General features: G+C 43.8%; 11 protein-coding genes. 5 read left to right on the top strand and 6 right to left on the bottom strand.

Going from position 1 to position 15,723, the window contains the following annotated elements:
* Positions 1 to 24: 24 nt before the first annotated feature.
* The 5 genes from BGP76_RS05420 to BGP76_RS05400 form a co-directional block, all read right to left on the bottom strand.
* Complete coding sequence (locus BGP76_RS05420; protein WP_147407379.1) at positions 25 to 1,104, bottom strand: hypothetical protein; 1,080 nt, start codon at positions 1,102 to 1,104, stop codon at positions 25 to 27.
* Positions 1,105 to 1,112: 8 nt separating this feature from the next.
* On the bottom strand, positions 1,113 to 1,781 hold the full coding sequence (locus BGP76_RS05415; protein ID WP_073118589.1) for a hypothetical protein: 669 nt from the start codon (positions 1,779 to 1,781) through the stop codon (positions 1,113 to 1,115).
* Positions 1,771 to 2,355 (bottom strand): RNA polymerase sigma factor, encoded by a 585-nt coding sequence (locus BGP76_RS05410; protein ID WP_073120489.1) that lies wholly within the window; start codon positions 2,353 to 2,355, stop codon positions 1,771 to 1,773. Before BGP76_RS05410 ends, BGP76_RS05415 begins: the two co-directional genes overlap by 11 nt.
* Before the next feature lie 122 nt (positions 2,356 to 2,477).
* Positions 2,478 to 4,985, bottom strand: a complete 2,508-nt coding sequence (locus BGP76_RS05405) for a GIN domain-containing protein (protein WP_158584073.1) — start codon at positions 4,983 to 4,985, stop codon at positions 2,478 to 2,480.
* A 60-nt stretch (positions 4,986 to 5,045) separates the two neighbouring features.
* Complete coding sequence (locus BGP76_RS05400; protein WP_073118593.1) at positions 5,046 to 5,378, bottom strand: PadR family transcriptional regulator; 333 nt, start codon at positions 5,376 to 5,378, stop codon at positions 5,046 to 5,048.
* Positions 5,379 to 5,736: 358 nt separating this feature from the next.
* On the opposite strand from BGP76_RS05400, the gene BGP76_RS05395 reads away from it, so the two are divergent.
* The 5 genes from BGP76_RS05395 to BGP76_RS05375 all read left to right on the top strand — a co-directional run bounded on the left by BGP76_RS05395 (position 5,737) and on the right by BGP76_RS05375 (position 14,380).
* Positions 5,737 to 6,813, top strand: coding sequence for a PorV/PorQ family protein (locus BGP76_RS05395; protein WP_073118595.1), 1,077 nt, complete (start codon positions 5,737 to 5,739; stop codon positions 6,811 to 6,813).
* On the top strand, positions 6,800 to 11,839 hold the full coding sequence (locus BGP76_RS05390; RefSeq protein WP_119843888.1) for a C25 family cysteine peptidase: 5,040 nt from the start codon (positions 6,800 to 6,802) through the stop codon (positions 11,837 to 11,839). Before BGP76_RS05395 ends, BGP76_RS05390 begins: the two co-directional genes overlap by 14 nt.
* Positions 11,840 to 11,958: 119 nt before the next feature.
* Positions 11,959 to 12,267, top strand: coding sequence for a phosphoribosylpyrophosphate synthetase (locus BGP76_RS05385; protein WP_073118599.1), 309 nt, complete (start codon positions 11,959 to 11,961; stop codon positions 12,265 to 12,267).
* A gap of 103 nt (positions 12,268 to 12,370) precedes the next feature.
* Entirely contained in the window at positions 12,371 to 13,699 is a 1,329-nt protein-coding gene (ffh, locus tag BGP76_RS05380; RefSeq protein WP_073118601.1) for a signal recognition particle protein, read from the top strand.
* Positions 13,700 to 13,762: 63 nt separating this feature from the next.
* On the top strand, positions 13,763 to 14,380 hold the full coding sequence (locus BGP76_RS05375) for a methyltransferase (RefSeq protein WP_255416064.1): 618 nt from the start codon (positions 13,763 to 13,765) through the stop codon (positions 14,378 to 14,380).
* Here BGP76_RS05375 and BGP76_RS05370 read toward each other — a convergent pair.
* Entirely contained in the window at positions 14,374 to 15,714 is a 1,341-nt protein-coding gene (locus BGP76_RS05370; protein WP_119843886.1) for an MATE family efflux transporter, read from the bottom strand. The two genes, BGP76_RS05375 and BGP76_RS05370, sit on opposite strands and share 7 nt — an antisense overlap.
* Positions 15,715 to 15,723: the final 9 nt, after the last annotated feature.

The raw sequence follows: 15,723 nt of genomic DNA, 5'->3' as shown, positions 1-15,723 counted from the left end.
TCCCACAGTCTTGGCTTATTATCACTACAGGATGATACCAAAGCTAAAACCATTCAGTTCGGGTCCTCTATTCTCTGCAAAGACATTGTTCAAGTCATAGTTCATAAACACGTCCATCCCTCTGAACCCAGCGCGTACGCGAACACCATAGCGGAAGTTGTTGAGGTAGTAATTACTCTTTTGCTTATCCTTTTGCTTGTCTCCGTTCTCTTCATAAATGAACTTCGTCCAGCTATCGATGCGATATCCTACATAGCCCCCTGCTCCTATTCTAAAACCGCTTTGCCCGTAGCGTTTAAACGGGCCGGTGTTTAGACTGTTGTCTTCATGTCCGAAATCCAACATTGGCACGAGATTTAGATTGATAAAGGTCGCTGCTAACTTACTCTTTCGGCCAACCACGGTATTATCTTCCACGAACATCGTTTCTTCAGGTCCCTTAGAAATTCGAACGTTGGTATTGTCCAACTTCCAGTTGTACCACGAGATATTCCCTCCCCAATTAAGCATCAGTGGCCCACTAATATGCGTGGTGTTAGTATGTCCCAAAGCCACATACCACGAGCCCCAAGGCTTGACGGTGTACAAAGCACCATTGGCATCTGGAAACTTCCCTTTTTCGATCCAGTTGTTCATCCCGAACTCGATCTCAAAACTTCCTTTGGTTCGTCGGTCATCCTTTTCACCATTCCAAAAGTCGAAATCAAAATCATTGTCATCGTCATCGTCATCGTCCCATTCGGTTTCCTGCCAGTCTTCATCTGAGTCGGACGAACTACCCTCTCCGTAGTAGACCAATCCACCATCACTATTCGTCGAAACAGTGTCTTGTGTGTAGTGTGTGCCTACAGAATCTATCATAACAATCTCTTCCACTCCCGTGGCAGTACTATCTAAATTTAGGTTCAAGTCACGGATAATCTGATTGATATCAAGTTTCTCCAAGCGTTTCAAATCCTCCTGACTCTGCGCGATTATAATCATCCTGCTGTTCTTACCGAACTCCACTACCACCGTATCCTTTGACGTGCTACTATCCGTCGCATAAACTGTCTGCACAAGACATAGCAATCCCATGACGATTATGTTTGTAATTGTTTTCATACTTCTAACTATTTAAGTTTTTGACGTTGTTCTCGTTGTGAAGCGAAGGGGTCGTTGAGAACACGATCCTTAGCATCTCGGATATCTGCCCAGACATCCGATGGATCAAATGTTCTGGCTTGATCCAATATTTTTTTGATCTTGGGTGTATGTGTAGTATCTACCACATGAGCTACCAGTGTTTGAGTCGCTGGTCCTCTCTTATAGACTACCTTCACTGCGACTGGCTCTTTCTCTTCTATATCTAATGCTGGTAGTACTACCGGAATTTCTAAAGCCTCTTCCGCTAGCAAGGCTTCTGGCGATGCTGCTGTTGCCCCCTTGGCCGCCATAGCAGGGGTCGTTATTTGAGCAGCCCATCTTCTTATTTTTACTAATCTAGGTTGGATCGTGGTGGGCTGCGGTATATACTGAGTCATGGATACTTTCTTTGGCGTCACCTGCTCCAGATTATGCTCAAAAGCAATATAGTTTTGGGATTCCCAAACACCATAACCCCATAAGCTACCGATCACCAATACTGCTACTGCCACGCGCCATATCACTATCCCTCGTTTTGGTGTGGCAGACGGGTGGTCTAACATCATTTCCAGTTTGGACCAATTATCGTCACTTGGCAATGACGCTTTGGTAGACAATCTCGACTTGAATATATCATCTATCTTGTTAACTCCCATTGTCTTGTCGTTTAAATGCTACATACTTCTCATGGTCTTCTATCTTAGCCTGAAGCCATTTTCTGGCGCGGCTCAGTTGAGACTTAGAGGTATTGACTGATATCCCAAGTAGAGCTGATATATCTTGATGCGTATAGCCCTCGATGGCATACATGTTGAACACCGTTCTATACCCCTGAGGCAACTCCTGAACCATCGCAAGTAGGTCATCTGACTCCAGAGCATCTGAGACAGTCAGATGATCTATCTCATGCTCGGCATCTACTATATCTACCTCCATATAGAGTGCCTTATTTTTGCGAATCCATTCTAGGCAAGTGTTGACCATGATTCGACGTATCCAGCCCTGCAAACTACCCGACAACTTGAACTGATCTATTTTCTCAAACACCTTCATAAACCCGATCAACATGAGCTCTTCTGCTGTGCTATCATCCGCGAGATACCTTCTACAGACGGTCAGCATTACACTCGACTCTTTCTCATAGAGATACCGTTGCGCTTTGGCATCACGTCTTTTACACCGTTTTACTAGCTCTAAGTCACTATATGTTGATTTGGTTTCGCTTCTCATGATCTTATCAATCATATACAAGATGGAGATCTATAAAAAAGGGTTGCATTGAGCTTGAAAATTAATCAATAAAAAACCCGAACCATATATGATTCGGGTTGTCTACCTTTTGTTATCCTAGATTAGTCGTCATCTGCATCACGGATTTTACTCACTCCACTTTCGTGAATATCGATTGACTCAGGTGAACCTTTGTAGCGAATATTACTAATCCCCGACGCACTTGCTTCGATGCTTTCGCGTGCATAAACTTTGGCCGATGAAGCACCTCCTGCTTCAACATTTACCTCTTTGGCTCGGAAATTATACGCCCTCAGGTTAGACGCTCCCGACAAATCTACTCCCAAATAATCTGCAGTGCCTGACAGCTCCAATACAGCTGCACCAGACATATCCGCTTCCAATTCTTTAACCTGCACCCGAAGATCACAACTAGAAGCTCCCGACACATCTACTTCAAATTCGTTCAGTTCAAAATTATCTACCTGAACTTTACACAGTCCACCAACCTCGAGTCTGTTTATGTTCGGCATGGTGATGTACAATTCCAGTCTATCATCATCTTTCAAGTCCTGCATCAAGCTCCAATCCTTGTTATCCAACCCCACTTCCAGTACTTGATCAAACTGCTTGACCTGCACCTGCTTTTTCAACTGATCTGATCCTTTGATTACGACTTTGTAGGTATCATTCTCTTCGATAAACACCCTGTAAATCCCATCGATCTCTATTTCATTAAAATCTTTAAGATCAAACACCAAGGATTCTTCATCCTCGCCGATTGGAGTTACAGATTCTAGTCTCTCCTCCGAAGAGTCGCTTTCATCCATTTCTTCCTCCTCTACTTTCTCTTTTTCACAAGTGATACAGGTTAGTCCCTCATCGGTAAACATCCACTGAGTATCATCGTCGATATGGTACCGGTTGTAATCCGATCTACCCAGACGAAATGGGAGAATTTCCCTCATATAACGCTCCATCACGAAAGCTTTCCCTTCTGGAATGTAAAGAATCAAGTCCACGGTCTGCCCTCTAAATTTAGCTCCCTCTTTGAATTGAAAATTTGCATCAAAAATCAGGTTGTTCCCAAACTGACTTACCTCGTAAGCTACCATTTGTGCATTTTCGATCGCATTGCTTCTGCTGCTTCCACGAGACTCTTTGATTACAATAAGCTGCACTAGCGAATCTTCTCCTCCTCTCAATACGAGATCAGGTTTTTTCATCTCCTTCATATCATCGAGTCCTAACTTTAAGATCAAAGGCTCATCATCAGTCAACTTATATTCACGTGTCTCTTTGTACTGTCCTTCGCTATGGAAACTAGCAATGACATTAGGCACAGTCACAATAGCCACTATCAAGCCTATGAACCACACGCCCAACGCAGACCACCCAATCGCTGAACTAATCACGAGGCGTTTCACAATCAGAGATATGCCCAAAAGCGTAATCATTAGCACGGGAACTATAGCCAGAATAAACATTGATACAAAAGCCCACAGAGAAAAGCTCTGAGGTATAATCTCGACAGGAATAGCCCCCAATGACAAGAACTCTACCTGAGAACTAATCAAACCTAAAGCTATCCCGATGGTAGCGAACAAAGCTATGATCGTCACCATACCTACAAGTGTGATCAGTATACCTACAGCGATTCGTACGATATCAACAAGCAACTTTGAAATAGGCCCTATCAACTTACCTAGCATCCTAAAAACCTCTGCGATAACACGAAACGGAAAAAGCAGTATCTTGGCAACTGTACTTTCTTCGCCCTCTTTGGTTTTCAAACCTCTCGTTACACTTTGCTGAATATTCGACAAAGTGACTGGCTCTCCTTGCATTTGCATCTTTTCGGTGATCGTCTTAGCGACTGGCGTGATCATCCACAGAATGATATAAAGCACTAAGCCTGACCCTCCGAGAAATATTGAAACGACAAATAACAGACGAACCACTGTCACATCTATCCCAAAGTAAGCCGCTATACCCGATGCGATCCCTCCCAAAACTTGGTTTTCTGGATCCCTAAACATCTTCTTGACACTCTCTTGGTCGCCTAAATCAGTAGAGACAGGTATCACCATCCATAGGACGATGTAAGCCAAAAACACTGCTCCACTAAATCCTAAAATGAAGACATTAAGTAGCATGGCAAGCATCACTAAACGAATCCATAAAGGGTCAATCGAGAAATAATAAGCAATTCCTGCTGCTACACCGCCGAGTACTTTGCGTCTGTCATCACGGTAGAGCGTTTTCTTCCCAAAATCGTCAGTTTTTTCCTTAGAGCCAGTCTTTGATGCAGATTCAGTTTCTTCTGCTGCCTCTTGCTTGTCAGTAGCTTCCTCATCTCCGTACTCAACCGCATCGAAATCTGCAATTGTACCCATGGTCTGTATCAAACCACTGACATCTTCCAGTGTGATGACCTGTTTGCCATCACTGAGTTTGCTCAAAAATATCTCCGCAATACGACTCTCGATATCAGAGATGATCTCCGAACTATCATCGTAGGTAGAAAAGTACCGATTGATTGATTCCAAATAGGTTTTCAGGTTGAGGTAGCCATCCTCTTCGATGTGAAATATAATTCCACTGATGTTTATACTGATATTTTTTTTCATTGCCATATTATTTTATCCGACCGACAGTCATGATATTCAGGTTATGTTTGATAGATATGCTCATGATGCTTGACTGGAAATCTTCTTGGTAGAAGCCACGAGCTGCTTCCAGGTAGCGTCGAGAGTTTTTGCAAAATCCTCTCCTACCGTGGTAATCGTATAATATTTCCGAGGCGGCCCTGACTTGGACTCCACCCATTTGTACTCAACCAATCCCGCCTTTCTGAGCCGTGTCAGCAACGGGTACAAAGTCCCTTCCACCACCATGATCTTAGCAGAAGTCAATTCTTCCAACATATCCGAAGCGTATACCTCTCCGCGCGAAATAATCTTCAGCACGCAATACTCGAGGATACCCTTTCTCATTTGGACTTGTGTATTTTCAATTTTCATATGCCTATAGTTAACTTCTATCCGAGTAAATCCATCACCACAAAAGCGACGATCATGAACAGAACAATTACCAATGAAATCATAATTTCTACTTTTCAACTCCGCCCTACGAGATGGCAGATTTAGTTTAGTTAGTTAATGGTTACGGAAAAGTACCTTGCATAGCCAAGTACTAGGTGGTAATTTTCTATTTTTATTCACTTTTCTACAAATAATCCCACGTTATCTAAAGAAAAATCAAAAGTGTTCGGTCAGATTATTAACTTTTTCTTTCCAAAATAGAATTTCAAATGACCAATCGTATCACGGATCAAGGCAATGTTTTTACCTTTGTAAGGTTATTTCTTAAAGTCCGAATTTGAAATATTTAATACTCGCCATTACGTTTTGGCTCTTTTACTTCAGCGTCTGTGCTCAGACCAACACGCCCAAATACAGTAATGAGTTTTTGGCGATTGGTGTAGATGCTCGTGCCTTAGCGATGAGTGGTGCTTTCACCAGTGTAACCGACGATGTATCATCAGGCTACTGGAACCCATCAGGGCTCAACCACCAAGTGGACAAATACAGCGCATCACTGATGCATGCCCAATATTTCGCTGGGATCGCTAACTATGACTATGCGGCCTTTTCGACGCGCATAGATGATGTCAGTGTCCTCGGTATCTCTGCCATCCGCCTCGGAATAGATGACATCCCTGACACGCGCTACCTCTATGATGCCAATGGTGCTCTCAACTATGACAACATCAAATTCTTTTCCTCTGCCGACTATGCATTTTTGTTCTCCTATGCGAGAAAACTAAAAATCCTCGGCGGGCTAGAGAGCGGGATTAATGCCAAAATCATCTACCGCAGTGCAGGGAGCTTTGCTACAGCGTGGGGCTATGGCCTTGATATTGGATTCCAAAAAACAATCAACAAGCTCAAAATCGGTCTGATGCTCCGTGACATCACAGGCACTTATAATACTTGGAGTCACAACACCTCTCTAATCGCCGATATCTACACCCAAACAGGCAATGCTATCCCAGAAAACTCTATTGAGATCACACTACCCCGCATGATCCTCGGTGGCAGTTATCACGTGAGTATTATTGAGCGCTTCAGTATTTTGATGTCTATAGATGTAGAAGCCACACTCGATGGCAAGCGAAACACACTCATCAAATCAGACCAGGTTTCACTTGACCCTCGGGCTGGACTAGAAATCGGGTATGTCGATAAGTTCTTCCTACGCGTAGGTGCTGGGCAATTTCAGGAAATACAGGATTTTGACCGTAGCTATCAGACCGTCTTCCAGCCCAACTTCGGTGTGGGAGTCAAGCTCAGCCAGTTCAGTATCGACTATGCACTGACAGACATTGGAGATCAGGCAGAGTCCCCCTATTCCCATGTATTATCCCTAAAAGCGAGTTTCAATGATAAGAAGTAAACACGCCATACCCTCTCTTCTCCTTTGGATCTGTTCTATTACGGCACTGGCACAGCCCTATGGCAATGAATGGATCAATTTTAACCAGAGCTATTTTAGGATACCCATCGCCGAAAATGGCATCTATCAAATCACAAGAACCGAATTATCTGCTGCGGGGGTTCCAGTAGGAAGCCTCGACCCTAGAAAACTTCAGATTTTTCACCAAGGACAGGAAATCGCCATCTATGTCTCGGGAGAAAATGATGGCGTACTGAACTCCAACGATTTCGTGGCATTCTATGCAGAAAAAAATGATGGCACTACAGACACACCACTATACGTAGCTCCAGATGCTCAACCACACACGTACTATAACCTGTATAGTGATAGTTCTGCCTATTTCCTCACCTACCGTTTGGATCTCAATTTTGGAAAACGAATGACCTCTTTCTCCGAAAACAACATCGATGGACTCACCGCCGAAAACTACTACGTAGCAGAACTACTCGAAGTGTACGGTAGCAATTACTTTGAAGGCATCAGTTACGGTTTTTCAAACAAAACATTGCGAGGAAGTTATGACTATTATGAAGGTTGGACAGGGCCATTTGTCTCTACCAACCAAACAACCAGTCGTACACTCACAGGTCTGACCAACACAGTACAATCCGACTACACTCCTAACATCGAGCTACAACTCACCGCTGGCAACAACAACTCACACAGTGTAGAAATCTATGTAGGCTCAAGTGCCAGCTCACTTCGTCTCATCGAAACAGCAGTGTTCAACCATGACGAAAATTTCACTATCCAAGAAGACCTCCAATGGACAGATATATCCTCTACCGGCGAACTCATGGTACAGGCCATACCCCGTGGAGTCAATGGCAATAGTGACCGAGTCTCTATCGCTTACATCAAAGTAAAATATAGCAAAGCATTTAACTTAGGTGGCAGCTCAGACCACTACTTGAATCTAAAAACCAGTACAGGTGAAAAGTCCTACATCAGCCTACAAAACACCCCTAGCAACAACCTACTGTATGACATCACTGACACCGCTACGCCAACCCGCATTGGTATCAATGAATTCGTATCAGAGTTCAACGCGATCGTAGACAATACCAATACAAGCCGCACACTCTACACACAGTCTGGATACAAATCCATCTCCGAAATCAAAACGGTGAATTTTCAGCAGATCACACCGTCCAGCTACAACTATCTCATCGTGAGTCACCCAGACCTACGTGCCAACACCTCCGACAATGCTGGAGATCAAGTCGAAGCATACGCCAACTACCGCTCGTCTACAGCTGGCGGAGGGCACACAGTCTTGACTATTGATATCGATCAAGTATACAACCAATTCAACTATGGCAACCCTTCTCCACTAGGTATCAAACGTTTCTGCCAATACATGTATGACAATGGCTCGCCAGAATTCCTCTTCCTAATCGGAAAAAGTACTAGTATCACATCCAAATACTACCGACAAAACCCAAATACAACGACTATTAAACATTTCGTTCCCACCTTCGGCTATCCAGGAGGAGATGATGAATTTTCTTCTGGCTTTGATGGAGGGACAGGGTACTCTACACTAGCGACTGGCCGTATCAATGCGACCGAACCAGACCACATTCGAGACTACCTCAACAAAGTCATCGAAAAAGATGCGACACCTTTCAACACGCTGAGACTGAAAAATTTGGTTCATCTCAGTGGTGGCAACTCGGAGCAAGAGCTAAACACCTTCAAGAACTACATTGATGGCTTTGCCAGTCAAGCAGCAGACGTCATCCTAGGTGGAGAGTCTTCTCAGATTTCCAAAAACAGCAACACCAGCGTCGAACTCATTAATATCTCCGATGAAGTCAACGATGGCGTATCGATGATTACTTTCTTTGGTCACTCCAGTGGCACCATCACCGATATAGAGATTGGGCTAGTCTCTGACCCATCATTTGGCTATGCCAATAAGGGGAAATACCCTACCATGCTAGTCAATGGTTGTCTTGCAGGAGATTTTTTGGGGCAAAGTGAATCTTTCGGTGTAGACTGGATACTCACACCTGATCTAGGCGCGACAGCCTTCATTGCTCATAGTTACAACGCATTCCCCTCAGACCTTAAACGCTTTACTGAGCTATTCTACACCTATGCATTCAACGATGAGACGACTAATAGTCTCGGCGTAGGGCAAATCAAACAAGCAGCTGCCAAAGCTTTCATCAGCCAATACGGCAATTCCAATAGCAACATTGCTCAGGTGCAATTAGAAAACCTACAAGGCGATCCAGCTGTAAAGGTTTTTGGCGCAGACAAAGCTGACTATTCAGTATCCGAAGATCTGATCGAAATCAGTTCATTTAACAACGAACAACTGATCGCTACAGTAGACTCATTTAAAATGGATATCAACATCAAGAATTTCGGTATCTATGACAACACCCCCATGGCTATACAAGTCGTCCGTACATTAGCAGACGGTTCCACGATCACCTATGGACCGCTCGTTTTCGATCCTGTCTTAAGAGAGGAAGTGATTTCTTTTGTGATAGATAATCAGATCACCAATGCTTCGGGACAAAACTCTTTGCGTGTGGTAGTAGACCCATTCAATGCAGTAGCAGAACTCGATGAAACCAACAATTCCGCTACCGTAGATCTATTTCTCACCAATGGCAGCACACTCAACCTACTACCCTCAGATTACAGCATACAATCAGAAGCAAACACTCATTTTTTCTTCCAGTCAAGCAACCTCTTTTCTACAGCGCGCTCTTATGACTTTCAGATCGATACTGTCAAAACGTTCAATAGCCCATATCTAAGTAGTCAGTCGCTAAATGCTAAAGTCATCGCACAACTTAACTTTGACCTGAACAGCAAAGGAGTCATTCCAGACAAAACGGTATTCTATTGGCGAACACGCTATACAGACCCATTGCCAGACGAAAACGATGAGTGGGTCGTATCCTCATTTAGCTACGATGCATCATCCACACAAGAAGGCTGGGCACAACATAGCCATGACCAACTGGAAGAATCAAACAGCACTGGGCTTACGCTGGACACCAGCAATGGCATCTGGGATTTTATCACGACCTCCCTAGACTTAGATGTGCAGACCTACGGCTCCAACCATCCCACGGAGACCTACTCTGACACCAAAGTCCTGCTTTCTGGGCGAAACTATTTTGTATCCAACTCTACCTTAACCAACGGACATTGCCAAAACAACACGATCAACTTTCTAGCTTTTCAGCGTCAGTCTAGTGCACCTTTTAGTCCATACACCTTCACGACCCCCGCTGAGCTAAACCCTCTGATCTGTGGACTATTACCCCAGTATATTTTTAATTTCAATGCAGGCAATTTTAGTAGTGGCTCAATCACACCCATCGATTATCTCAACGAACTCAGTACGGGAGATAAAATTTTGATCTTCTCATTGGGAGATTTTGACTACTCGATCTGGACAGACGAATTCAAAACTGCTTTGGAAGCATTCGGCATCCAGCGTGCCACGATGGACAACCTCGTCATGGGTGATCCATTTATCTTTCTCGGAAGTAAAAACACAGGTACACCAGCGACTGAAGTAGTTGCTAGTTCTACCCCGACGAACGAAACAACTCTGTTCTTAAACGAGGATGTAATCGGCAGCTATGACTCAGGAGAAATCTCTACCAATAAAATCGGTCCAGCACGTACTTGGCAAAATGCTTCACTACAAGTTGCCCCTTCGAGCAACCCAAGTGACGACATCACCCAGGTCAATATCATTGGAATAGATGCTATAGGTAATGAAGTTCGACTGGGGGGAAACCAAACAGATATGACCTATGATTTAAGTTTCATAGATGCGTCTACCTACCCTTACATTCGACTTTCGTTAGCATTATCTGACCCTGTCATGTTCTCTCCTGCCCAACTACAAGCCTGGCAAGTAAACTACGAAAGCGTGCCAGAAGGCGTACTCCTAACCCACAACCCTATCAATCAAGAAATAGAGTTACAAGAGGGGCAGGAACAAACCTCTTCCTACACTTTTTGGAACATCTCTTCCAAGAACTATATAGACTCCCTACTGGTCAATTATAAATTTTTGAACAGCACACTTAATAGGGCTTTTGAAGACACAATACGTATCGCAGCTCTTAATACTGGCGACTCAGTACAGTTCGATATTCCGCTCAAAACACTAGACAATACCGGAACCAGTGACCTAGTATTAGAAGTCAACAAAGCAGATCAATACGAGCAATACACTACTAACAATAGTTTGAGAATCGCCGAGTTCATGGCAGTAAGTGGAGATGAATACAACCCTATCTTAAACGTTCTTTTTGATGGCATCAAAATAATGGATGGAGACATAGTTTCTCCCACAGCCAGAATCAATATCACGATGACTGACGAAAACGAATACTTACTCAAGGAAGACACGCTAGGGATGAACTTCTACCTCAAACAACCCTGCGAGGACTGTGACTATGTACGCATCCCCTTTAGCAACCCACAGGTCACCTGGCAGGCGGCCTCAGAAGACACAGACTTCTCCATAGACTACAGCCCAAACACGTTAGAAGATGGCATGCACAGTCTCCGCGTACAAGTCACCGATGCATCAGGTAACGAATCAGGTGTAGCACCCTATGAAATCAATTTTGAGGTTATTAACGAATCAAGCATCACCAACTTCTACCCCTATCCAAACCCATTCTCTACCCAGACCCGATTTGTCTTTACACTAACTGGGTCTAAAATACCTGAGGATCTCAAAATTCAAATCATGACCGTAAGTGGACGTATAGTCAGGGAAATCTTTATGGACGAACTCGGTAGTATTAGAATAGGCAACAACTTGTCTGAGTATGCATGGGATGGTAGAGATAACTATGGCGACCAACTTGCCAATGGAGTCTATCTCTATCGCGTCATGATCAAAAACCCTGGAGAAGAGTTCAAACACCGTGATACCGCAGGAGACAAAGGCTTCAAGAATGGTTTTGGCAAAATGTATATCCTTAGATAAGTAGTAAAAACACCTACTGTCTTTAAATAGTTATTTCCTTTTTCATTCCACCCCGTCACAACTTGATGCTTGTCATCACGTAAGTATGGCTAAGCATACTTTAATTAAATCAATCCCCTATGGAAACGAATAATTTCGATACACTATCAGAAGCCATGAATGCATTGACAAAAGATGGGTTCACCGAAGACTTCAAAGCTGGCAAAGAACATATAGTAGGATTATACTCTAAAAATGAATATCACCCTTCACAACTCAAGATCATCAAATCCTTCCGGTTTGAAGGTATGACCAACCCATCGGATCAAGCCAATCTATATGCGATCATTGCCGACGATCAGTCCAAAGGTACGCTCACACTGAGCTATAGTGCAGAAAGTGATCAAAACGAAGAACTGATCAAGCAAATCCCTATGAGTCAAGAATAATTCCTTATCCTCCATTTACATTTTAGGCTATTTCCAAATCTCAACACTAGACTTTTGGTTAGCGAATGATTAGCTTTGCCGAAATTCAAAAGCGCACAAGACTATGTTTGATAATTTAAGCGGGAAGTTAGATAAAGCATTCAAAAACCTCAAAGGACAAGGACAGATCTCTGAGATCAACGTTGCAACTACCGTCAAAGAAATTAGACGTGCACTTATAGATGCCGATGTTAATTTTAAGGTAGCTAAAAATGTAACTGACACGATCAAAGAAAAAGCTTTAGGACAAGACGTTCTCACTGCAGTTTCTCCTGGCCAGTTACTCACCAAGATCGTATCTGACGAACTCACACTCCTCATGGGAGGATCTAAAGAGGACATCAATCTCAAAGGTGAGCCAAACATCATACTCATTTCTGGTCTACAGGGATCTGGTAAAACTACTTTTACTGGAAAGCTCGCCAACCACCTCAAAAGCCAACGCAACATACTTCTAGTCGCCTGTGACATCTATCGCCCCGCGGCAATCGATCAGCTCAAAGTACTCGGTGAACAAATCGGTGTAGATGTCTACGCAGAACCTGAAAATAAAGACGCACTCAAAATCGCTAAAAATGCGATCAAGTACGCCAAAGAAAACAACAAAAAAACCATCATCGTCGATACCGCTGGTCGCCTAGCAGTAGATGAGCAGATGATGCAAGAAATCGAGTCTCTCAAAAAGAACCTCAACCCTGCAGAAACACTTTTCGTCGTGGATGCCATGACAGGTCAGGATGCCGTTAATACCGCTAAGACCTTCAACGAAAGATTGAATTTCGATGGAGTTGTCCTTACCAAAATGGATGGTGACACACGTGGGGGGGCAGCCCTGTCGATCCGTACTGTGGTAGATAAGCCTATCAAGTTCATCTCTCATGGTGAAAAGATGGAAGCACTTGACATATTCCATCCAGAACGTATGGCAAGTAGAATCCTCGGTATGGGTGATGTTGTGTCCTTGGTAGAAAAGGCACAGCAAAATTTCGACGAAGAGGAGGCCAAAAGAATTCAAAAGAAGATCCGAAAAAACAACTTCGGGTTTGATGATTTCCTCTCTCAACTAGAGCAAATCAAAAAGATGGGTAACCTCAAAGACCTTATGGGTATGATCCCTGGAGTAGGCAAAGCCATCAAAGATGTAGACATTGATGACGATTCGCTCAAACCTATAGAAGCAATCATCAAATCAATGACTATCAACGAAAGAGAAAACCCAGACGTGATCAATGGTAGCCGTAAAAAGCGAATTGCTAACGGTAGTGGGACCTCCATCCAAGAGGTCAACCAACTCCTAAAGCAGTTTGACCAGATGCGTAAAATGATGAAGACCATGAACAAAATGGGTGGAGCCAAGCGTATGATGTCTGGAATGAATATGTTCGGAAAATAAGTGAAAGACCTCCACGGACAGGCGATATTGGACTTTTACAAAAAAGCTCCTGAAAAGCCTCTAATGCTACACAATTCCTACGGAGAACCAGAAGAAATGCCTGTAGAGGTGTTCTTCAGAGAGAACGAAGACTTTAGTGAATTAGAAAACCTTGCTATCACACACTGCCGAGGTAGTATTCTCGACGTAGGAGCTGCAGCTGGTGCGCATGCGCTATTCATGCAAGCACTCGACATAGATGTCACAGCGATTGACAACTCTCCCGGTTGCATAGACACCATGCACATGTCGGGGATGAAAAAACTCATCAAAGAAGACTTCTGGAAACATAAACAAAAGTACGACACATTGTTCATCCTCATGAACGGGCTAGGTTTGGCAGGAACTTTAGAAGGCTTGGATGCATTTCTACTCCACTGCAAATCACTATTAAATGAGAATGGACAGATTCTTATAGACTCGTCAGACATTTCCTATCTATATGAAGATGGCTTGCCTAAACCTGAAGGGTACTATGGTAATATCCGCTACCAATATGAGTACGATGGAAAATTAGGCGATTGGTTTGATTGGGTATATGTAGATCAAGAGAAACTCAAAGAGGTGGTAGCTTCTCTCGGGATGGAAATAGAAATACTATTGACAGACGAAAATGATCAATATCTCGCTAGGATTTACTGAGTCTGGTCCGTTAGTCTTTTGGTCAACTTTCTAAAGCGCATCACATGTGCCACTGCCGCCAAAGTCAACCCTACGGATAACCCGACCCACACTCCAGTACTTTTCATCCCCAGGACAAAAGCACATACATATCCAAACGGAATGGCAATCCCCCAGTAAGCAATCAGCGTAACAATAGTGGGTATTTTCACATCTCCTAAACCACGAAGCACTCCCAAGCCCACTGTTTGTATCCCGTCTGATATCTGATAGAACGCTACCACCACGAGTAACCCAGAAGCCAAAGCGATTACTTCTTCATTATCAACATACAACTCCGGCAATGCAAATCTACCCACCACGAAAGTGAACGAATAGACAGCCATCAGTACTATCGTCATCACAAAACACGTCACACCAGCAGTACGAAGGTTAAGATAATCCTTTCTTCCCAACTGATTCCCTACACGAATAGAGGCTGCTGCTGCTATACCTGTAGCAGTCATATAGGTGATCGCTGACAAATTCATCGCTATCTGATGAGCCGCCAAGGGAATCGCCCCTAACCACCCAATCATAATCGCCGAGGCGCTAAATGCCCCGATCTCAAACACAAATTGCAGACCTGTTGGCACGCCTATCTTTAGAATTTTCTTGATAGTACCCCACGCTATAGTCACCTGACCATACACCGCTCTATAACGAACGAACTTTGGATACAACAGCACAAAACCTCCCATCGCAAACACCATGATCACGCGTGAAATCAATGTGGACACAGCCGCTCCCAGCATCCCCATAGGTTCAAAGCCCCAGTGTCCGAAAATCAATACCCAGTTGAGCAGTACGTTGAGTACGTTACTGGCGACAGAGATATACATCGCTTGCTTGGTCATGGAAAGTCCCTCTGCGAATTGTCGAAATGCTTGAAAGAGCATCAAAGGCAATAGCCCCAATGCAAGTACTTTAAAAAATGGAATAGCCCCTTCCAGTACCCCCTCTTCTTGCCCCAGATAGGGAAAAATGATCACAGCTCCTAAACAGAGTAGTACCAAAACCACTCCTATGAACACACTCACGACCAAGCCGTTTTTCAAATAGCCACTCGCAGCTCGCTTGTCATTCGCTCCATCTGCTGTCGCCACCAAAGGAGTCATACCGTAAGATGCACCTATCCCGAAAAGCATGAATAACGTAAAGACACTAATTGCCAACGACACTGACGCCAAGGGTACAGCTCCCAGCTGCCCCACCATCACACTATCCGCTACGGAGACCATGATGTGTCCGAGCTGACTTAGTACTACGGGGTATGCTAGAGAAAAATTCTTCTGATAGTGTTCTTTTAGGGTCATTGGCTTCTC

Source organism: Reichenbachiella sp. MSK19-1 (assembly GCF_003590315.1).
GTDB classification, from domain to species: domain Bacteria; phylum Bacteroidota; class Bacteroidia; order Cytophagales; family Cyclobacteriaceae; genus Reichenbachiella; species Reichenbachiella agariperforans.
This window is presented reverse-complemented; position numbering and strand designations above follow the sequence as displayed.

What these genes read in the sequence shown, in the direction of transcription:
- BGP76_RS05420 (WP_147407379.1), bottom strand. Translation starts at nt 1,104, where the DNA reads ATGAAAACAATTACAAACATAATCGTCATGGGATTGCTATGTCTTGTG.
- BGP76_RS05415 (WP_073118589.1), bottom strand. Translation starts at nt 1,781, where the DNA reads ATGGGAGTTAACAAGATAGATGATATATTCAAGTCGAGATTGTCTACC.
- BGP76_RS05410 (WP_073120489.1), bottom strand. Translation starts at nt 2,355, where the DNA reads ATGAGAAGCGAAACCAAATCAACATATAGTGACTTAGAGCTAGTAAAA.
- BGP76_RS05405 (WP_158584073.1), bottom strand. Translation starts at nt 4,985, where the DNA reads ATGAAAAAAAATATCAGTATAAACATCAGTGGAATTATATTTCACATC.
- BGP76_RS05400 (WP_073118593.1), bottom strand. Translation starts at nt 5,378, where the DNA reads ATGAAAATTGAAAATACACAAGTCCAAATGAGAAAGGGTATCCTCGAG.
- BGP76_RS05390 (WP_119843888.1), top strand. Translation starts at nt 6,800, where the DNA reads ATGATAAGAAGTAAACACGCCATACCCTCTCTTCTCCTTTGGATCTGT.
- BGP76_RS05385 (WP_073118599.1), top strand. Translation starts at nt 11,959, where the DNA reads ATGGAAACGAATAATTTCGATACACTATCAGAAGCCATGAATGCATTG.
- ffh (WP_073118601.1), top strand. Translation starts at nt 12,371, where the DNA reads ATGTTTGATAATTTAAGCGGGAAGTTAGATAAAGCATTCAAAAACCTC.
- BGP76_RS05375 (WP_255416064.1), top strand. Translation starts at nt 13,763, where the DNA reads ATGCTACACAATTCCTACGGAGAACCAGAAGAAATGCCTGTAGAGGTG.
- BGP76_RS05370 (WP_119843886.1), bottom strand. Translation starts at nt 15,714, where the DNA reads ATGACCCTAAAAGAACACTATCAGAAGAATTTTTCTCTAGCATACCCC.